Source organism: Flavobacterium panici (genome assembly GCF_024499525.1).
In the GTDB taxonomy this organism is placed as follows: Bacteria; Bacteroidota; Bacteroidia; order Flavobacteriales; family Flavobacteriaceae; genus Flavobacterium; species Flavobacterium panici.
In genome coordinates this window covers 3387304-3408495 of record NZ_CP100437.1, presented here as the reverse complement: position 1 = coordinate 3408495, position 21192 = coordinate 3387304, and the positions used below count along the sequence as shown (strand labels likewise).

Genomic DNA, 21192 nt, shown 5'->3' with positions numbered 1-21192 from the left:
TTAGTTTTGTCATAGGAGACTTATGTATCCAAAATACCTCTTAAATGTTGCTTTATAAGGGAATACAAATAAAATAATCAAGATTTCATTGAAAAAAGTTTCCCTTTTGAGTATATTTTAAATCTTTAATTTGAAGTAATCGTCATTTAAAGCATAACGTAATTAGACTATAATTTGAAATCAAAAATGGGCTATCAGACGCATTTTTGAAACAACCATAAAGCAAAGTTAGCAGTATGCATATTACTGATCAGTAAGGCATACTTTTTCAAACCTAATTAAGATATATATATATTATGTGTGATTTTATTTTAATCCAGACTGGATATGGAAACAAAAATTGGAGTAAAAGTTAAAATAAATTTCTCCGTTCTGAATCTAGGGCAACAAACGTGGATTTATTGATTGGAGTGAATATCTTTTCTGCCACAAAAAGTTAAAGCTACCATTTTCAGTTTTGTTTTATAAAGTTTTATTTACATTTGATTCATAAAGCGAATCATAACACATTATAGAACAAATATTTAAGTCTTGAAATTTGACAATTTGAAATTTGTGGCAGAATCGTGGCGCACTAGATTTGGACTTACTACCTTTTCTACCACATGAAGCTAAGGCGAATTTTAAAGATTATTCCTTATATATAAGTGATTTTATAAAAATAATTAAGGAGGCATATTTGCACCTTTATCTTAATCTCAAATTTTCGTTAACATATCTATCTTGTACTGTAGACAAAAAAACAGTAATTACTAGATTAATATAATTTTTTATATAATTTTGCAATACACTAATGAGAGTGTGAATTTGTACTGTACCTATGGGTGTACCAAGTTTTAAAAAATACTGAGAATACCAGCAATTACTGGGATCAAAATAAGGAAAGCGGGCCTCTTTCTTCCGCGGATGAAGTAAAAGGAAACTTTTCAAATTCTACAAAAAATCCAAAATTCATGGAAACTCTTCATTTTAAATATTTATAATATATTGTAAAACAAAAAGAATAATACTACTGTTAGTATTTTAATTTTTGTGAATGATTTAATATTGAAATAGTAAAATTGAATTTGGGTGCAGGGTCGGTGCAAGTAGAATTAAGACAAAGAATAAAACACAGAAAAACAGCAACTTAAAAGTTTAGGTTCGAAACATTACTAAAGGCTGGTTATTTAAGTTATTTTTCAGTCTCGGTAGCAATAAATAATTATTAATTTGCTTTATCTAGATCTTGTGGATAGAAACGCACCTCTATTTATGTAATGCATATATCATTAAGATATATTTTCTATGCATATTGGGATTAAAGTTTCCTGGCCCAAAAGGCATTCCTATTAGATAGAAGATTCAAAAATCAACTATGCCCTTATTCCCTACTTAGCACAAGAAGACAGCAGAAAGAGTTCCTGCGATCCGTCGAACCAGTTTTCATAACTACCAAATTGAGATACCCTATTATTGACAGACTACACCATTTAAATTATTTTGATTTTTCATAACTACGCAAAACAACCGCGTACCAACTGTATATCTTTGATTTATAAAATTTGTAAAACAAAAGATTATTCTAAGAAGTAGCAAGACAAGAAGATAACGGTAAGGTGAGTATTCCATTTTTGATTCTGGCGATGCTGAATATGAAGATCCAGTGGAATTTTATGCTAATACTTTTATTGGAAACTGCTTCTCACTGATGAAAGATGTTGTTCTAGCCAAAAAGCCCCATTTCCTTTTCCTCTTGAATTAGATAAAACAGATGTAAAAAAAAACGCCAAACTAAATCTATTTTGGAAGTATCTTATTTTTGAAGAATTTATAATTTAAATCATTTTATTGGCAGCTGTTTTATAAGTAATTAAGTTATCTATATAAAAGCCGATTAAAAAATTAACATTTAAAAATAAATTTGGTTTCAGAATAAAGTATTACTGGCTCTCTTTATATCGGTTTTGCTATTTCCTTAAATACAAAACCTGAATCATTAAATTCTATTGGAACCTCCGCTGTGTAATATACAATTCCCATATAGGTAACACCATTTCCCAGAATCAGTTTTTTGCTGCTACGAAGAAAAATCACAGGGGCAATTTTAACCCCGCCTCCGTAGCTTCTATGCTTAACTTACCTCTAAGTGTGTCCTCCGAAATAACTCCTTCAACAGCTGCGGAGTCTCTTGTGGACCTGCTTCCATACCATCTTCATACTTTCCGAAAAATCGAACCTCAGAACTTGGGCGTATCATAATTTTAGCTGTACAACCAGTAGTAAAAAAGCCCGTCAAGGATAATAAAAATTTATAAACAGGCTTTTCGCATATTTTTAATTTTTAAGATTTATAATTTGTTCTGTCCAGGTTGGGGGATTAATATAGAATCTGCCATTGGCATATTGTACGGGCTCAATTCCCATCTGGGGAAACTTCTCCCATGACTCAAAGCTCTGACTGTACGGATAAGGTCTTTTTTCATACATAAAATAATGACATGAAGTCCATAAATTCCCATCCGGCCCTTCAAACAGGGCGTTATGTCCGGTTTCTTGATAAGGGTCCTGAGTATCTGTAAACTGCAGATGATCGTAACCTCCACTTACGGCCATCTCGGGACGATAGCCTTTTTTTCGGGTACCAAATATCGGTTCCTGAGAAACTAATTCCCACGGACCAAGCGGTGAGTTAGATTTTAAAAGACCAACCTCATATCCTCGTGTCCAGGTAGAGAAAAACATAAAATAAGTCCCTTCTTTTTTAATCACATAAGGCCCTTCAATTCCGCCAATCATCCACTCGGGATAACCGGGCTGTTTTTTATCCAGAAACTTCTCAATGGGTGTGGTTAACTTACCTGATTTTAAATCAATTTTTGCCTGAAAAAGCCCGTTGCCGCTGCAGTACAGATAAGTTTCTCCATTATCATCCTCAAAGAGTGTGGAATCATTATTATACTGGCTGGTCAGCGGTCCGTTGACCAATTGATACGGCCCCGTAACTTTATCGGATGAAAAAAGCCAGATACTGTGTGTGCTCATCCCTTTAGGGTCTTCCTTGGTTACCTTGCCGCTGTTTACCGTCAGCCAGTATTTATTCTGGATCAAATGGATCTCAGGTGCCCAGAAACGGCCATTGTAAGGGCAGTCCTTGGGCAGTTTGGCAGCATCAATGAGATAGGAATGAAATTTCCAGTTTACCAAATCATCGGAAACCAAAAGTTTTACACCGGGATTAAGTCCTGTCCATACAGGATTTGATGTACCTGTTGCGTACCACTTACCCTCTGATTTTACAATCATATAATCACGCATGGAAAGAACAGAGTCCCGGGTCATAGGATTGGTATATTTAAATACTTTTGATGCTGTGCCTGTTTTAATTTCTTTGCCGGAAGTACCGGTTTGGGCAAAAATGGCAGAAGAAAAAATGGAAATAAATAAAAAAAGGTGGTTTCTCATAATGTTTTTATTACTCTTTAATATTCTTTAATTGATCAGGCAGTTTTTACAAAGACCTGTGCTATTTTGAATTATGCTGTATGGGGACTGCGCCAAAATAGCTGGTGTGGCTGTTATCAGGATTCACTACAATTTTCTCCAGCACAATTTCGGGATCAATCATAAAAACCTTTAAGGTATGAATGCCCGGCTGCTCTGTGTCAAGTTCTATATCCAGCCATCGCAGGTTATCAAAAACCTCATTGCGGCGCAGTTTTCCATTGCCGATAAAATCAATATCCATGCTTAGGGTCGGAAGTGGTTTTAAAACTTTTGAATGCGCTAAATTCGAAGGAGTATACTCACCAAAAGTGTCTACCAGGCCTTTGCGGGCATCCAGGATCTGCGGGGTTTGATTGTCCAGTGACACTGCCATTCTAAGCCCCCTTTCAGGATTAATATCCTGAACAGGGAGAATGCCCAGGCAGAATTTGGCTTTACCTTTTTTGGGAAGGAATACTTTATACTCCAATCTGGGAGCTGATTCAATAGTGGCACTTGGTGCCGTTACAGGATCAATTCCCATACAGGCATCAGACCTGCCCAAATCCGGCAGCACTACCCATTTAGCTTATCACCTGGTATATTGGCATTGTATTTATCAGACGGTATGGAAAACTCACCGGCTAAACTTCCAAAATAGGGCTCATTAATTTTAGGTATTACATCTTTTATAGCTGTAATATGCACCAACACTATTTTTTTCCCCTGTTTAATTTCAATTACAGCCTCTGAGGTTCCAACAGACAAAATATCCCAGTCTATATTCACCTCAAGACGGCTTTCTTTTTCAACAAGACCCTTATTCCGGCTTAATTTGACCCATGGCTTATCTGCTTTGGCTTCAAATTCAAAAGCTCCTATACTGCGGTTGAACACATCTATATAATAACTTGGTTTAGCCAGAGCGTCAAATAAGGGCAATGCCGCTTTTTGGGCTGCATCCGGCCAAGACAATTCACTTCCTTCAAGGGCTACACCCATCGAAGGCTCAGGCAATGGCTTGATTTCTTTCATCTCAGGAAGTGTATTGGCTGTGGGCATTGACCACATTTTATAGCCGATATGAATATCACTCATCATGTTTTTCCATTTTCCCCCTGCTATGGAGTCGTTATAAAAAGCGCTCAGCTTCTGATCCCGTTCAAAGAGCTCATGAGCTCTTTTGTAATAATCATTTGCACTTACCCTTCCCTGTTTTGCATAAAGCCTGTTTTTATCGGCTGCCAGATAAATTTCAGCCACTCCGGCAGAAGCCTTTGCAGGATATAAAACCAGTTGATAGTAGGCATCCCGCGCTTGGGCAGGTATCTTTGACTGAAGCGATTCTGCTTTTTCTACCAAATCTTTCCATAGTTTCAAAACGCGGTCAGATTCATGGTGATTCACAATACTGAAAATATTGGACACCTGCGCTTCGGGCTTACGCCAAAGGTTGTACTTAGCATATTTTGACACGATATCCGCAATCTGTTCTGCATGCTCTTTTCCAAATATCCTCGCTGCCCAATCAACCGTATAGGCCAAGGTCTTGTCAGCCGGAATTGCATCGGGGTTCCAGGCAAAGCGCATAATAAAATCAATGGGAAGCTCTTTGGGCTTAAGATCCCCTACATTTACAATCCATATTCTATCCAAGCCGGACTCGTATGCCAGATGAAACTGCTGCTGTAATTTCGGGATCGTGGTGGTGTTGATCCAGCGGTCATTCCAGGGACCGCCGTTCATATCAATGTGATAGTAGAGCCCTGCCCCTCCTTTTCTGTTTTTTTCCTTCTCGGGCATCGTGCGGCGGATATATCCCCAGTTGTTATCACAAAACAAAAGCGTCACATCATCAGGCACTGTTAATCCCGCATCGTAATAGCGCTGCACTTCAGTGAATATGGCCCACAGCTGGGGATGCTTTGCAGGATTGTCCATATATACTTTCTCCATGATTTCCCGCTGTCCCCGAACAACATTCTGCAGTGTTTTGATATTTTCCAGATCATTGCCTTCTCCCATTGCTACATCACCCTCACCGCGCATCCCGATGGTAATGAGGTTGTCAAAATTTTTATTGCGCTGCAGCCCTTCCAGAAAAAACTGATCTATATTTTTTTTATTGGTGGCGTAGTTCCATTCCCCTATCTGTTCTTTCCTGTTGGTATATTCTTTTTGTGAACGCATCATGGGCTCATGGTGTGACGTTCCCATCACTATTCCATATTCATCGGCAATTAAAGGATTAAGAGGATCATCCTCATTAAAGGATTTGCCCCACATGGCAGGCCATAGATAATTGGCTTTTAGGCGCAAGAGCAATTCGAAAATATTGGCGTACATTTTTGAATTGATTCCCCCATAAGCATTTCTTGCCCACTGCCCAAATGAAGGCTCCTCATCATTGATGAATATGCCACGGTATTTTACTTTTGGCGAATCCTGAATATACCTGCCTTGTTTTACGTAAAGAGCTGCTGCCTTTTTTATCGGAACATCGGCCCAGAAATACCATGGAGACACACCTATTTTTTCTGAAATATCATATATCCCGTAAATAGTCCCCCGCTTATCGCTGCCCGCAACCACCAGCTGTCCGTCTATTGTCTGGATTAAAAAGGATTCCCATTGTCCTTTAATAGATGAAACATCCAATTTTTTAGATGCAATTAATCGATCAAGTATGCGGCTTCTACCTATGGTCCCTATAACAATACTATTCTTTGCCAGCGTAGTATTTTCAAAAACACGGGAAGCTGTTCCCGTTACTTTTCCAATATCGTCAGCAAGATCTTTAGCTGCGCGATTCACTCCTTTCCAATCATACGGGTCTATGTAAATTGAAGCTGAAACGCCATTTGAAGCTATTGTAAAAGCCTTGGGCTGGACTTCGTTTACAACATAGGCTGGTGATATCTTCCACTCTTTTTTTTGATTGGACTGCCCCTTTGTATTTATAGCCATTACTAAAAACAATACTGCTACTTTATAATATTTCAAGTGGAATTGCATCATGAATTAAATATTTTTTACATTAATTTTGATCGTGTTTTTGATTTATAACCTCTATTTGAATCTCAAAAACTATAAGAATAATGCTTATAAATCAACATTAAACCTGAATCAGAAGTAAAAATAAGCCTTAGAACTATAAGTGTGTTTATTACAAATATAAAGAAATAACAATTTTTCCGCAATCGGTTGCTTAATAATTTTTAGTGAATTTCAATTATGGCTATATCAGGCATGCTGATGCACCAATTGAAAATAGAGGGATACCTTTTCTGCCACAAATAGTAAAGGTTGTTTTTAAAGATTTCCCCAGTCCAAGTCTTGTGGCAGGATCGGGACACATTTTAACACATCCATACACAAGATAAGAGGCCGCTTCAAGATAAAAACAGACTGTTTACCGATTATAACGGACTGCGTCTCGACAATTATTTAGCTCTCGTTGTAAATATATCTGAGAGTTTTTATCAGCATGATCACTCTGATGCAAGCACATTGCTTTCAACGTAAGTCTGTTAAAAAACTAAATAATCTCTTGAGATTTTTTTCAGGCAGTTCTCCGAATACTCTCTAAATTTAAAGAGCTTTTTTTCACTGCCTGACGTTCCGCGACAGTTCAGAGATTCCTGCACTGCATTTTGACGACAGAAAAACCTAGTTGCATCCGTCATATTAACCGTTCAAGAATTGCTGACGATTTTTTTTGGAAACCATGGTACAGACTGTAATGTTCATGAACCGGCTTATAAAAGTCCTATTGTAGCTGCACAGCATAAAATAAACACTATTTTTTTTGCTTTTATACACTATTGAAAGTGCAGGTCCCCGCGGTGACGTAATGTTCGCCTGACCGATTGAAAACTTTTAAAACCTAATCCGTTTGTATGCGGCACTTGATAAAACGATGATCCTGTTCAACTATATTCTTGAGATATTTGCACTATCGTATTCTAATCTTTTATTAATGAACTCTTTCATACTTTGCTCGCTGCAATAGTTAGAAGCGCTTTTATCATGTTTATAACTTTTGCTGGCCTGCAGTTATGGCCTGATCCACAATCACTCCCCCTAATCTTCATTATTGCTTCAACTTCATAGTAACAAATTGTAAATCTTAATTTAAAAAACTGCCCAAAGAATAATAGATTTTGGACAACAATGACTTAGTATTCATTTTTATTTAGTTTTGAAAGACCAAAGATGAAAGTATTCCAAATGCAACAGAACCGACTACTTCAAGCTCAGCAGTGAATCAATTAAAAATTATTTTTGAAAAAATAAAATGTAAATAAACATTTTTATAGTCCTGGGATTGTATCAACTCATATCGTTTATTTTGTAAAAGAATTGTTTAATGATTAAAGATTTATATTCATTTGTACGAAGTGAGCTTCCTCGTGTTGCAATCTTTCCAAATTTTTTCGCATACAATCTGTTGAAAATTTTCGAAAACTACCTGGAGCTGATTGTGCTTTTAAACCATACTCAAATTAAGCTAAAAAGACTAAAGGCGAGAACATGTAACACAAAAATAAATCAACAATCGGTTCTTTGTTCGTTTTTAATCTATAAAATATAAAACCTGAGGTTTATATAAATATTTACGGCATTCTATATTGTACGAAAGTTCAGGAAAACCCATAATGAATCATGTCCTTATGATATCAAATATAATTCTGACTGTAGTACCTTTAGCTTCTTTACTTTCAATCTTGATCCTGCAGTTATTTTTTGCTGCCAAGTTAAAAACAAGCTGAAGTCCCACTCCTATCCCTTTTTCATTTTCAGTCCCTCTGCTCGATACATAATCCTGATCGAGTATTTTCTCCAGCCTTGATGCCTGCATGCCAATGCCATTATCACTGATGATAAGTTCCTGTTCTTTGGATGAAATGGAAATCAAACCATTCTTTGGCGTAAACTTAATTGCATTGGCAATAATATTTCTTACAATAACAGTAAAGTCTCTAAATCATTCTGGACACCGCAGAGTTTTTCCAATTCTGTTGTGATGGTTATGTTTTTATTTTCATAAGAAGACCTGCAGCTCTTTAATACTCCCATTAGCAAGGCATTAAAATCAATCTCTACAGGCTTTTGAGCAATAGTATTAAAATTCTGCCTTGCCCAGTTAAAAGTAGTGTCAAGCAGCTCCAAGACTTCAAATGACTCTTCACGGATCATCCTTATCATTGACACATACTCCTGTTTTGATATATCGGTATTTTCCGCCATCGAGGAAACAGCTATTAAGTTGGCAACAGGACTGCGAAGATCATGCCCTACGATCGAAAGCATCATGTCATTTTGAAAGTTTGTTTTTTTTAATTTTTCCTGCAGCATCACATCGCTGTTAATATCAACATACGCTACGATATACAGATCATTTACTATCGAGGCTTTAATTTCAAACCATCTCTTCTCTCCTGATTTGCAGCAGAGATGTACCTTCATTTTTATTGATCCGTTGCCTTTTTTCCTAATCTTTTCTTCCTGGTTTCTCCACTTCAGAAGAATCTCATTTCGATAATTTTCATCAGGGTAAAGCAGTATAAGGAGATCCATTCTGGTACTGCAATTCTTTAAAGTATATCCAATCTGGTTTACAAACCTGTTATTAAAAAAAAGATTCAGATCCGTACCTTGTTTCATTTCCCAGATTACAAGGGGATACGGTAAAAAATTAACCAGTTTCTTTAGCCCTATCTTTGATATTTCAAAGTCTTTACTTCTAAACATATTGTGCGTTTTAAGCGGGATAAACTTAGGCAAAATTTATGGAGATATGTGGAATTTAGAATTATTATTTCATTAAAATACAGCGGTAAATTAAATACTATAAGATCTTTTTTTTGACATTTACTCCTTGTTTAAATTTTGCTTTAGTATTTACCAGCATTAAATTTTGCCTAGGTTGTTTCTTCATTTTCATATCTCTATTGGTATAAGATACAGGTCAGACACATACTGAGTATCAAAGAAGTTTCTAAGAAAGGCCTTAAAGAAGTAAAAGAAGTATATTCTATGTATGACTCTTAATGACAAGGACTGCACGACAGTGAAAATACGTCCTTTACTTAGATGTATGATGGTACAGCAGATGGCTGTTGTTTTTTACAAACATTAAATTAACATACAAACTCTCTGGAAAGTCAGCATATTTTCAGATGAAAATAACGTTCCCAAATAAATGAATGGAGAAATCTTTGAATGACTTAAACCAGCCTGATGTTTATACTAATCTATTTGCAGCTAAAAACGATACCTATATACAGATAAGTTTTAAGGCAAGTATTGTCCAAAGATGTATAATTATGATGGGATTGCACCTTAATTAAAACAATTCTTTAAGCTTCACCGACTAGGGCGTTTTAGTAGCTAAATTAGTAGTGCAATGCCAAACTGTGCAATAAATATATTAAAAATAAAAAGAAACAAAATCAAGAATTTTGACCTCAATAAAGTTATTTAGCACCTTAAAGATTTTTTTAGTTTTGTCGAAGAATCATAGCACACTGAAGTTTAAAAGAAATAGAAATCAATTATTATATAAGCTTGACAAGTTTAGGTTCGAAACTTAATGAGAAATAGCTGCACGCAAGCAATCGTTTTTTTGTCTTTCTTGATAGAGCTTAAACTCTCCAAATAATTTCATATTTAAGACCCTGTAAAATGTTCTAATCCTCATTAAGACTTTATTAGGACTTAAATTTGAATATTAAAACTTTAAATTTAAGTAGCTGAAAGCAATTACATAAAAAAGAAAATAATTTACTAATCCTTACCTTCGATAATGATTGTTTAACTTCTTCAAAAAGAAACTTTGAGGATGTTGCTTAATAGCACCTATTGATTTCTAATGCCAATTCCTATAGCCAAACTTGATTTAAATAACTATTTTTACCAACTTCTATTGGATTTGTGTCGATCCTTTGCTGTCAAAATCAAAGTTGTCAACTTTCTCCGAATTTATATATATCGGCATCTAAATAATGCGAAAAATACGTTAACAATGAAGACATTTCAATTCTTAAAAAATAAATACAATGTTGAGCTCCTAATTGATATAGGAAGTTATAAAGACATTCCATATTATTTTTTTGAAAGTGAGCTTCATCATACAGATTTTTATGAACTTATATTTTTTTCTAAAGGAAACGGCTATTTAGAACTTGATCAGCAAAGAATAGAAATTTCAGATAATACAGTTGTTTTTATTTCTCCATTTCAAAAAAGAAGATGGTTTTTGGACAAGACTGAAGTTGAATGTTATTTCCTGTTTTTCCAGGATAGCTTTCTGTCTAATTTCTTCTCGGATAAACTCTTCTCTTTCAGGCTGCAGTTTTTCTACAACAAAACCAAACCGCTCTATTTAAAGGTTAATGATGATTTCTTTTCACAGTTAGCCAATATAATTCAGGAACTGCTCAATGAGATAAAAACATTTAGATCAGATAGCGAACATATAATAAGAGCACTGTTGTACTTTATATTAATCAAACTCAATCGAGCCTATGCAGAGCATTATCTTTTGTCTTCAGAAACAGAAAATAACAGCATTGCATTTATGTTTAAAGAGATTTTACAAAATGAAGTCCGTAAAATAAGAAACATTGACTATTACGCGCAACAGTTGGGTATTAGCAGAGTAACACTAAATAAATGCATCAAAAAGCAGTTCGGGGTTACCGTTTCTGAAATGGTAAATGAATTTATTCTCTTTGAAATAAAATCTCTGCTATCTTATACGAAGCTGAATATAAATGAAATTTCATATCTATTGCAATTCTCCCATGCAAATCATTTAACACGTTTCTTCAGGGCGCAGACAGGAATCTCACCAAAAGAATTTAGAAATGCTTATCAAAATGGTAGTTCTGTTATCTAACTGGTAATTTATTTTCTTTACATGCAGGGTATATTTGTAGCTGAGAATATTTTTATTAGAAGACAATCATGCTTATCGAAATCACTAGTCAATATGGTCTATTCTCAGCAGGAATCATTTAAACTATTAGATAATTTAAAATAGCCGTTCCATGAAAAAGCAAACCAAATTTAGATATCTCTTTATTTTGATCTTGCTACCCTTCTCCCTATTGGGGCAGAGACAACAAACCATTGAACTGGCTACTTTGTATAAAAAAGGAAAACTGAAATCTGTAAATAGAGAGATCAAAATCGTCTCGAGTGATAGTGGAGCTTATCTAAAAATATTGGAAAGTAAAAAGGAAGGTATTCTATGGCTGCCTGCTCGGGACTTTAAAAATGGCACAATTGAAATTGAAATGCGCGGAAAGGACGTTTTCCAACGAAGTTTTATTGGAATTGCCTTTCATGGTGTAGATGATCTTCATTATGATGCTGTTTATTGTCGCCCTTTCAATTTTTTTGCCAAGGACTTTGTTCGCAGAATTCATGCTGTGCAATATATTTCTCATCCCGATTTTACTTGGGAAAAATTAAGAAAAGAAAAAAATGCGGTTTTTGAAAAAGAAATCATCGATCCACCAGACCCGAATGACTGGTTTACAATGAAATTAGTAATTGAAAAGACAAATGTTAAAACGTACATTAACAATGCACCCCTGCCTTCGCTAATAGTGGAAAAGCTCAACGATCCAAACCCAGGAAAAATAGGTTTATTTACAGCAGATAGCAGCGGAGGAGATTTTAAAATCATTAAGATAAATTACAAAAAATAAAACCATTACTAAATCCTTACCCATAGAATTTCCCACTCTTGTAAAAAATCGGGATTTCTTTTGGCGGATCCATCTGCCAACTTTGTATTCTAATCTATAAATAAAATTTACAGTTATGAGAAAATCAATCATGAACAACGTTTTATTGCTGAGGTCAGCAACTGCTCTAAAAAGTTTAAAAATCTTTCATACTATTCTATTGCCGGCACTGATTGTTTTGAGTTTTTCCGCCTGTTCCAATGACCAAGGGGGTGGCAATACATCTGAGTATTATTTTAAGGCCACCATTGATGGGCGTGAGATCAATTACTACTCCGCAAAATTTCAAGGCGATGGCGGTACTGATAATATATGGGAGCATGTCGTAGTTGGCGCTGATGAAACTTCATATTCGGGCAGTGGACCATTGCCTGCTTCTCTTGATTTTGAGATATGGTATAACGGCGGGAATATTGCACCGGGATCTTATATTAGTCCCACAGATAAGCGTTTGATAGTGCGCTATGCTATACAGACTTCAGAGGGGACCAATGTGTATAATACATCCTGGCATGACTCACCATTTAAAGTAACTATCGAAGCGATCAGCAAGGAAGGTATTAAAGGAACAATGGCCGGAACACTTCAAAACCAGCAAGGAGAAACCAGGACAATCACTAATGGTTCATTTAATCTTCCTTATGATCAGTTGGTAACCCCATAAAAATGCCATACAGGGCAGTCTAATTATTCACAGAAAAAAATGCTAATACCATCTCGATGGAATTGAAGAATTCTTGAAGTAAGGAATTTAACGAGATTTGTTAAGGTAGAATTACACTAATATTAATAATTGTTTAGCTCACAATGTATTTACTAACATCAAACCTATAATTATGCTAAAACATAAATTGATTATAAAACTGCTTATTGTAATTGTTTTATTGACCGGAAGTTCTGCCAGTGCTCAGCTCGATGGCCTGCTGCAAAAAGCAAAGGATAAGGCCGGGGAAGTAATCGAAAAAGAAGCAAATAACAAAAGATCTACAGCAAGTCTTAAAAATCCCGCACGGACTATCTCTGCTCCTTCTAATTTTCACCAAGGAGATACACTGATCTTTGATGAGAATTTCTCCAAATACAACACCGGTGCAACCGCCGGGAGTTTTAAGACAAACGGCGCCGCTATTGTGGCCAGTGTAGAGCAACAGAAAGGGAAATGGATGGTCTTGCAGGACAAGGCAACCTTCAAGTTTTCCAAGGCGCTCAAGTATCCCAAGCGTTTTACAGTAGAATTTGACATACTGGCATTAGGAGATAAGATTACCGATATTTCGCCCCTGTCCTTTGGATTTGCAACAGATAATAGTGCCAGTGAGTATACCAGCAATGCGGGCTCATATGTAGAACTGCATTATTATGACGCCAATATGGTCAATATCGGCAGCAGCAATCCACAGAAATTTGTCAATACCACCTATGATCTTGCTCAGGACCTTAACCAGCCTTTGCATGTTGCATTATTTATTGATAAGGACACCATGACTGTATATCTGAACAACACAAAATTGGCCGATACCGTTTTATTTAGTCCTGGAGCAGCTAAAAACTTCTTTATAACCGCTCCATGGCAATATAAAAATGAGGCTAAGGTCTTGGTTTCTAATTTTAAAATCTCAGCATTCAGAAATTGAGAAAGTAGAATATTACAGTGGCAGAAGCAAGTGAGATCTAGTTTTAGAAGCATTTTTTTGTAAATGTAGTATGCGGCAGAAATGATGGTGCAATAAAATTAAATACTATGTTTTAGTCAAATATATCTGCAAAACATACCTCAAAGTGTAACTAAAATGAAATATAAATGTCTTTGGTAATAAAAACTATGAAAAATTTTATAAAATACTCAAAACGAATAGGCTTAGGCTTAATTACATTGATGGTACTATTACTTTTTGTTGGATTTGTGTTTGAAAGGATATCCCGAAATGATGCTGAAAAAATTAATCCCGATGGCAGCTTTGCAGAAGTTGAAGATCATCACCTCCATTATTTTAAAAAAGGAAATGGGGGCCCAACGGTTGTATTTGAAACTGCATTTGATCCTGCCGGACACCTGCAATGGTACCATATTCAACAAGAATTACCAACCTCTTACACAAGTCTTTCATATGACAGGGCAGGAATTCTATGGAGCGAAAGGGGACGTAACCCAAAATCAGGTGAAGAGATTGCTAAAGAGTTACATCTTTTGCTGGAAAAAACCAACGTTCCAAAACCCTATATTCTTGTGGGGCATTCATTTGGAGGTACACTTGTCCGATTTTTCGTCAACAAATATCCTGAAGATGTAGCTGGTGTAATATTAGTGGATAGTCAATGTCCTAATGACGAAAAATATTTATCTCCCGAACTATTTGAAATGGTCAATCAAGGGCTGCCAGGAGGATTTTTGAAGTTCGCCAATAATTTTGGACTGGCCAGATTAATGTTCAAAAACATGTTTCCAAAAGTTAAACAATACCAACATCAAAATGCAATCATGCCTGCTTTACTTTACAAGAGCGCTGATGGTGTGTTGGAAGAGCAAGATCAGATGCGTTCAATCAAGAAGGAAGCATCAAAAATAAATTCTTTTGGTGATATACCTTTGTACGTATTGACCGCCGCAGATGAAAAACGCTATGATTCCTTTATTAAATACGGTAAATTAAAATATGAAATGATAAATGCTTGGTCTTTGATGCAAAAGGATTTTTTACTCCTTTCCACAAACAGTAAACAAATCCTGATTCCCAAAAGTGGACATTATGTAAACCAGGAACAGCCAAAAGTTATTGAAAACGCCATCAATGATATGATTAAAGCAATAATAGTTCCACAATAATTAAGACCCCTAACAAGGACTGCATCAAGGGATGCGATGCTACAAATTGAAACTTACAAAACTATAAAGTAAAAAGTGTTCGATTCAAATATTTTTATCTTTTTTCCTTAAGATCCAACATTGATCATTTTGAAACTCACAACTTTTTATATTTATGGGATCGCAAAACCAATAATAAAATCGAATTAAAATTTATTGATGATTGGTTTACAATAAAATTATTGATTGCAGCACAAATGTTAAAGCATACATAAACAATGCAACCCATCCTGCACTGATAGCCGAAAAACTCAACAATCGAACACCTGGCAAAATAAGTGCTATTTTACAACGGTTAGCAGTAGGAAAGACTTTTAAATCATTAAGATAATTATAAAAAATAAACCATTACTTAATCTCTAACCATAGAGTTTCGCTCTCTTATAAAAACTCTTTATTAACTGTTTTAATCCCTATGATATTATGATAAAAAGAATACTTTTAATTATCTTTCTTTCTATGCCTCTTTTTGCTGCTCAACCACTGAAGGAAACTTTTACCATCTGGGGAAGGATTGTAGATAGTGGATTTAGCCCTATTGAATCATTTTCGATTAAGGTTTTCGAACTTAATACTTTTACAAATCAAAAAAAAATAATCCAAGATTTTAAAGTCAGAGATGATAATGGAGAATTTTTAATAAAAAACCTTAACTCAGAAACTTATCTTATTGAAATCACAGTTGAAAATTATACGAGGTACAGCATCATAAAAAAAATTGGAAATAAAAACGAATCAGTTGGAGAAATCGTTTTACAAAATACTTGGTAAATATTATGAAAAATAGATTCTCTAAGGGCGATGTAATGATTCGAAATTTAAATATAAAAAGAAGAACCATCAGTATGAGCTTCATGCTTTTCTTATTAATATTTTTTTATGTGCATGTAGTGAGAATTAGGATTGTAATTTGTTTTTTTATTAAGGTTTAGACAGATACAAGTCGGGCAATACGCCATTCATGATTGATTATCCAGATATCCATTACGGAATTCGAACTATATTTTCAACAATCCATACTCTCAGTAAATGCAGTTTGAGAAAGATATTGCCAAAATTATTATTCTGATTATAAACAGAATATTGTATTCCATAAATCGATCCGCTGTACAAGGCGCTGAAGTTTTATATACTAAGGATTACCACATGTATCACATTTCACTTATAAACAATTTCCGATTTTCCCATAAATTCCAGAACCCTCAATTAAAAAAAACTTTATTCCTTTAAAAAACGTAGTAAAATCAACATTCCAAAAGTTTTTATATTCATTTACAATAATCAAATATACAAATTTCTAATACCTGGTAAACTTTTCAAATACAAGACTAAACCTAGGTCCGAATGAGCTATATTCCATTTTATTGATTCTTTAAAGCATTTAAAACCCTAAAAAAGGGATGAGTACAACACTCATCCCTTTAAAGAAAATTTCACTTAATAAATAATGATTATCAATGTGTTTAAATTTTAAAAAATCGCATGATTGATACATTATTCTAATAAATCGCGGCTAACATATCTAAGTAACCGATGACTAATATGATACCAAAGTAGTTACACTGGAAGCCTCTAGGTTAATTCCAAAGCTTCCGCCTGAAACGGTAAAACTGCTCGACCCCAGATTTGTAGAACTAGTCGTAAAATACCTATTAAAGCCACTAACAGTTATGCCGGTATAGCCAAAAGTTTGATAAGTTACTGAGGTATTTTGGTTTATAATAACCAGGACTAATTTATTTCCACTTTTGTATGCGGTCACATATACTCCTGCTGCTGGATTAGCGGTACAGGATATTTTAGTATATCCTGGACGAACATATCGGGCGTATTGTGCCATAACATATCCTACCTTTTGGATATTTCCACTTTCACTAATGGGACCGTAGCTCCTCCTTATGTACCACCATACATATGCGCTCCATCCAGCATTCATACAATCATGAATTTCCTTTGCTGCAATCATTGCATTTGCCCAGTTATCACCACTTATAGTGGAATTGGTGTAATGCTCGGTCATCCAAACAGGTTTGCCGATATTCCCAAGATTATAGGGAGTCCGGCCATAAATATGGCCGCAAACAAAGCTGGTCTTTGATTTTGCAGTTGCATTACTCAGGTAAGTATTAATATATGCCTGATTCATCTGGAAGGGCTCTGGCGCCATAATAGGGGCTCCGCAATTGCTGCCTTGCGCTGCGACGAACTCAGCTACTTCTGATGCCGTTAGCTCCATAGACTCATATGGTACCTGATAATCTGGCTCGTTAGTAGGACTAATGGCTGCAAGTCCTCCAACCGCACTATTAAACGCACTTAAATGAGCTGCATATGCCGAATATGATGCAGTACTAATTTTACCTCCGACTATACTTCCATTAGTTTTCATGGAAGCAGGTGCAGACCATGACGTTGCGATTGCGGAGCCCCCGTAAGATTTACAGGCATCAATAGTAGGTTTTTCAGCTGCAAATTCAGAACTAGAATTAGGTACACGAACGCGGACAATGCTCATTCCTATACCATTTGTAGGAGAAAATGCTGTGTTCCGTTGAGAACTTGTCAGATCTCCTGTCCAGGCAACGATATTGGCTCCGCCGTAACCTTTAATGGTTTGCTGTAACGTCGAAGCATCAATTGTGGCGGTTCCTTGTACCGCTAAAACGGACTTTTGGCTGTTAGTTTTAGTCAACTCCTGGTCAACATTGTCAAGCTCGCTTGTTGAACATCCTGCAGTCAGCATTCCTACAGCGAAAAGACGAAATAGATTTTTTTTCATGGGGCAATTATTTATATTTAGTTATTAATATTTATTAACTAAGCTGCCATAAATTTCTATCATCATAGCTATATTATGATATGAAAAGATGAATAATTTGTAAACTCATTTAAAGCGGCAGTAGAATTGGTTTCTTCTTTATAAGGTGCCAGTAATTTATATCTCTATAGAAAACAACCTCACAATGTTAATTCACACATTTTTAAAAAGACCATTTATCCGCCAACATTCTCCATGGTGATTCATTAGTGCACAGTTTCCTGAATAAATACTTCCACCAAAAACAAGTACTATCACGAGTTTGGTGATGTATTTTTAACATGCCTGTTCTTATTTTGTGCTTGTTAATTATTGCCTAAACAAATATAACAGAACTTTTTATACAATCGGTTGCGTGATTTCATTTTCATTTACGATTTACGAATTGTAAGCTAAATACCCGTATTATTTATTTATCAGATAATTAATAATAAAAAATGTTTTTTTTTATTATTAAACATAAACTTACAGTTGATAAAAGCGTATGTTTTATTACTTACAGGCTAAATCTTATAGGGCCTACAGCAACAATAATTATTGATAAATAATATCTCAAAGAGATTTACAGTTAACCTTCTTAAATTTACACAGACAGCAGTGGAGGAGACTTTAAAATTATTGATAAATAAAACTAAATCGTCACCGATAAAGTTTCTTACTTTTGTGAATTATTCTTATTACTTACCTTAGTGTATGCTTTCTACATTATAATAGAAGTTACTCAACAATTAAAAAGAGCTGCCCGAAAGGCAGCTCTTTAGGGTTCTCTGCAGCTACAAGTAATATTTCTTTTTTACTAATTCAAAAAATTTAAAACAATGAAAACCCAAAAAATTATATCTTTTTTTAGTTGATATTTTCCTCTTCAATGGAAGCTATCTGGAGTAAAATATCATTATAATGATATCTGGTCGCCTGATCTTTAATCTTTGGTAATATTGCTTTTATTCTATTTTTCAATGAAAACATATGTTCTCTGATAACTCCGCTGAGTGTTATAGTAGCTACTGAAGGTTGTGATAGGTTTTTTAATAAAATCGACACATACTGTTGCTGTAGACCGATATGAAAATTACTTACAATTGTACCAGACGACAATTCGTTCCATACACCTTTGTCCAAATCGGTAAACAAATCCTCGACAGAATAGGTTTTCTCACCATATACCAAAGCCGCTTTTTCTAGGTTCATCAATTTTTGAATTGCTAATACATTATTCAACATTTCATCAGCAACAAACTTTTTTAACTGCCCATTTATCGGTATCCAAACCTGATCCATAATTGCAGTTGGCTCAATCCATTCGGCTTCTGGAGAAAAGACCTGTTTGTTTAAGTAAAGTACAGCTTCATGCTGCTTGCTTTTCGGAACAAGACTAAATACTTTTGTCGTATCATTTACAGATACATATGTTGAATATCCCTTGCCAATTGTGTTAACAACATGCATGTGATAGATAGACAGCTGATTTAGAAAAGCAGAATAATTTCTTCTTAGACCGTTACCAGATCTGTCACCAAATTGATCTGTAGGCATTTCTGACCATTTTGGCAGATTATCCAATATCCTCTTAAGGTTTTTTATGCCGTAAGTATTGGCCACCATTACATTATCACTTAAATCTTCACTTTGACGGCGAGGATCTGTCAGGCCTAAGAATAATTCTTGTGCCCCAAAATATAATCTCGGATTTGATTTTAATGTTGCTGTAATTTTATTAAAAAGCAATTTTTCCTCTTCTTCTCTATTTTCAATTTCTGGATAAAGGCGATAACCATATTCTATTGCCCATTTATCATAATCTCCTATTCTAGGAAAAATTCCAGCTTCGGAGATATTATCTTCGGGCTGTGCCACATAATTAAATCGTGCATAGTCCATGATAGAAGGAGTATGACCGTTTTCTTCTACCCATTTTTTATCACGAAGTTTTTCTACCGGAACTGTTGATGAAGAACCAAAATTATGTGATAGACCTAATGTATGTCCAATTTCATGCGAGGATACAAATCGGATTAATTGTCCCATTAATTCTGTGCTAAACTCTTGATGTTGTGCCTTTTCATCAATGGCACCAGCCTGCATAAGATACCAATCGTGCAAAAGGGTCATTACATTATGATACCAGCTTACATGGGATGCTAATATTTCTCCGCTTCTCTTATCAAAAGTAGAGGGTCCCGCAGCATTAGCCATAAGAGATGGTTTGTAAACAATAACACTGTAACGGGCATCATTCATATCCCAGGTAGTGTCATTTTCTGGCACTTCAACCGCTTTGATTGCATTTTTAAAGCCTGCTTGTTCAAAAGCTACCTGCCAGTCATTTACTCCAGCAATTAAAAAGGGAACCCATTGTTTTGGTGTAGCGGGATCAATATAAAATATAATGGGCTTGATTGGTTCTACCAGTTCACCTCGTTTGTATTTTTCTATATCCTCTGGTTTAGGTTCCATTCTCCAACGTGAAATCTTAAGCTGCATGGATGCAAAGGCAGAATTTTTATCATAATCAAAATTAAAAGGGGTAAAATATCCCACTCTTGGATCAAAATTACGTTCTCTCATAACCTGTTTTGGAAGTAGTAAAAATGACGTATTTAAAATAACCGACATGGTACTGTCTTTTGTTCCCACACCATAGGTTTTATATGCTTGTATTTCCGTATTAAGGGGAAAAGACTGAATTTTAGCAACATATGATTTATCAGCCTGAAAAGGCTTTTCGCTAAAGCTAAATCCCGAAATCAAACGGCTGTTCCCTGATATAAAATCGGTAACATCAATAATTGCTGATTTATTTTCAGCTCCGTAAGCCTTCACATCAAAAGACAATAAAATAGCTGGCGTATTATTTTGATCCAGTTGTCTTTTTAATCCATTTTTTGTTGAATCGATGGATCGGTCATTGCCTCTATATTCTGTTAGATAAATCTTTTTTCCATGTCCTTTTTTAAAAATGATTGTATTGTCCCCAAGTTCCTCACCACCATAACCTTCTTTAATTTTATCTATGGCAGCAGATGATTTTACAATACGATTTATCATCATTACGGGACGTTCCAAAATGGAATCTTTAATTTCGAAATAATAACGATCCTTGAGCGTATAAATATTTATCATCCCTGGAATACTTTTTGCCTCAGCAGTAATCAGTTTATCAAAAGGGACAGGCTCAGCCACAATATTATTAGGCAAATTGGAAGCTGGAGGCGGAATTAACTGTGCCTTTGATAAAAATGGCAACAGTAATAAAAGCGCATATAAAATATTTTTGTGCAGCATAA

The 21192-nt window shown here is 35.2% G+C and carries 13 protein-coding genes and 1 pseudogene; 6 read left to right on the top strand and 8 right to left on the bottom strand.

Features of this window, described 5'->3' with window-relative positions; all coding sequences use genetic code 11:
* Positions 1 to 2316 precede the first annotated feature (2316 nt).
* The 6 genes and pseudogenes from NLJ00_RS14505 to NLJ00_RS14485 all read right to left on the bottom strand — a co-directional run bounded on the left by NLJ00_RS14505 (position 2317) and on the right by NLJ00_RS14485 (position 9219).
* Positions 2317 to 3321, bottom strand: coding sequence for a glycoside hydrolase family 43 protein (locus NLJ00_RS14505; RefSeq protein WP_256634278.1), 1005 nt, complete (start codon positions 3319 to 3321; stop codon positions 2317 to 2319).
* A 184-nt stretch (positions 3322 to 3505) separates the two neighbouring features.
* Positions 3506 to 4009, bottom strand: coding sequence for a hypothetical protein (locus tag NLJ00_RS14500; protein ID WP_256634277.1), 504 nt, complete (start codon positions 4007 to 4009; stop codon positions 3506 to 3508).
* A gap of 32 nt (positions 4010 to 4041) precedes the next feature.
* On the bottom strand, positions 4042 to 6483 hold the full coding sequence (locus NLJ00_RS14495) for a glycosyl hydrolase 115 family protein (protein ID WP_256634276.1): 2442 nt from the start codon (positions 6481 to 6483) through the stop codon (positions 4042 to 4044).
* 848 nt (positions 6484 to 7331) lie between these two features.
* Positions 7332 to 7417: pseudogene (locus NLJ00_RS25110) on the bottom strand (IS6-like element ISPmar1 family transposase); the annotation flags it as partial.
* 711 nt (positions 7418 to 8128) lie between these two features.
* Positions 8129 to 8383 carry an ATP-binding protein gene (locus NLJ00_RS14490; protein WP_256634275.1) on the bottom strand — a complete coding sequence of 85 codons (255 nt, stop codon included), beginning with the start codon at positions 8381 to 8383 and terminating at the stop codon, positions 8129 to 8131.
* Between the two features lie 44 nt (positions 8384 to 8427).
* Positions 8428 to 9219: a histidine kinase gene (locus NLJ00_RS14485; RefSeq protein ID WP_256634274.1), complete on the bottom strand. Its 792-nt coding sequence runs from the start codon at positions 9217 to 9219 to the stop codon at positions 8428 to 8430.
* Between the two features lie 1273 nt (positions 9220 to 10492).
* On the opposite strand from NLJ00_RS14485, the gene NLJ00_RS14480 reads away from it, so the two are divergent.
* From NLJ00_RS14480 to NLJ00_RS14455, 6 genes are all read left to right on the top strand, one after another.
* Positions 10493 to 11368, top strand: coding sequence for a helix-turn-helix domain-containing protein (locus NLJ00_RS14480; RefSeq protein ID WP_256634273.1), 876 nt, complete (start codon positions 10493 to 10495; stop codon positions 11366 to 11368).
* 151 nt (positions 11369 to 11519) lie between these two features.
* Entirely contained in the window at positions 11520 to 12185 is a 666-nt protein-coding gene (locus tag NLJ00_RS14475) for a hypothetical protein (RefSeq protein WP_256634272.1), read from the top strand.
* A gap of 115 nt (positions 12186 to 12300) precedes the next feature.
* Complete coding sequence (locus NLJ00_RS14470; protein ID WP_256634271.1) at positions 12301 to 12888, top strand: hypothetical protein; 588 nt, start codon at positions 12301 to 12303, stop codon at positions 12886 to 12888.
* A gap of 172 nt (positions 12889 to 13060) precedes the next feature.
* Positions 13061 to 13858, top strand: a complete 798-nt coding sequence (locus tag NLJ00_RS14465) for a hypothetical protein (RefSeq protein WP_256634270.1) — start codon at positions 13061 to 13063, stop codon at positions 13856 to 13858.
* 188 nt (positions 13859 to 14046) lie between these two features.
* Positions 14047 to 15048 carry an alpha/beta fold hydrolase gene (locus NLJ00_RS14460; RefSeq protein WP_256634269.1) on the top strand — a complete coding sequence of 334 codons (1002 nt, stop codon included), beginning with the start codon at positions 14047 to 14049 and terminating at the stop codon, positions 15046 to 15048.
* Between the two features lie 462 nt (positions 15049 to 15510).
* On the top strand, positions 15511 to 15858 hold the full coding sequence (locus NLJ00_RS14455; RefSeq protein ID WP_256634268.1) for a hypothetical protein: 348 nt from the start codon (positions 15511 to 15513) through the stop codon (positions 15856 to 15858).
* 766 nt (positions 15859 to 16624) lie between these two features.
* Here the strand turns inward: NLJ00_RS14455 and NLJ00_RS14450 are convergent.
* Both NLJ00_RS14450 and NLJ00_RS14445 read right to left on the bottom strand, forming a co-directional pair.
* Entirely contained in the window at positions 16625 to 17866 is a 1242-nt protein-coding gene (locus NLJ00_RS14450; RefSeq protein WP_256634267.1) for a glycoside hydrolase, read from the bottom strand.
* Between the two features lie 885 nt (positions 17867 to 18751).
* A complete protein-coding gene (locus NLJ00_RS14445) occupies positions 18752 to 21190 on the bottom strand; it encodes a zinc-dependent metalloprotease (RefSeq protein ID WP_256634266.1) in 2439 nt (812 codons plus the stop codon).
* Between the last annotated feature and the right edge of the window lie 2 nt (positions 21191 to 21192).

What these genes read in the sequence shown, in the direction of transcription:
- NLJ00_RS14470 (WP_256634271.1), top strand. Translation starts at nt 12,301, where the DNA reads ATGAGAAAATCAATCATGAACAACGTTTTATTGCTGAGGTCAGCAACT.
- NLJ00_RS14485 (WP_256634274.1), bottom strand. Translation starts at nt 9,219, where the DNA reads ATGTTTAGAAGTAAAGACTTTGAAATATCAAAGATAGGGCTAAAGAAA.
- NLJ00_RS14465 (WP_256634270.1), top strand. Translation starts at nt 13,061, where the DNA reads ATGCTAAAACATAAATTGATTATAAAACTGCTTATTGTAATTGTTTTA.
- NLJ00_RS14475 (WP_256634272.1), top strand. Translation starts at nt 11,520, where the DNA reads ATGAAAAAGCAAACCAAATTTAGATATCTCTTTATTTTGATCTTGCTA.
- NLJ00_RS14480 (WP_256634273.1), top strand. Translation starts at nt 10,493, where the DNA reads ATGAAGACATTTCAATTCTTAAAAAATAAATACAATGTTGAGCTCCTA.
- NLJ00_RS14495 (WP_256634276.1), bottom strand. Translation starts at nt 6,483, where the DNA reads ATGATGCAATTCCACTTGAAATATTATAAAGTAGCAGTATTGTTTTTA.
- NLJ00_RS14460 (WP_256634269.1), top strand. Translation starts at nt 14,047, where the DNA reads ATGAAAAATTTTATAAAATACTCAAAACGAATAGGCTTAGGCTTAATT.
- NLJ00_RS14505 (WP_256634278.1), bottom strand. Translation starts at nt 3,321, where the DNA reads ATGACCCGGGACTCTGTTCTTTCCATGCGTGATTATATGATTGTAAAA.
- NLJ00_RS14455 (WP_256634268.1), top strand. Translation starts at nt 15,511, where the DNA reads ATGATAAAAAGAATACTTTTAATTATCTTTCTTTCTATGCCTCTTTTT.
- NLJ00_RS14445 (WP_256634266.1), bottom strand. Translation starts at nt 21,190, where the DNA reads ATGCTGCACAAAAATATTTTATATGCGCTTTTATTACTGTTGCCATTT.
- NLJ00_RS14500 (WP_256634277.1), bottom strand. Translation starts at nt 4,009, where the DNA reads ATGGGAATTGATCCTGTAACGGCACCAAGTGCCACTATTGAATCAGCT.
- NLJ00_RS14450 (WP_256634267.1), bottom strand. Translation starts at nt 17,866, where the DNA reads ATGAAAAAAAATCTATTTCGTCTTTTCGCTGTAGGAATGCTGACTGCA.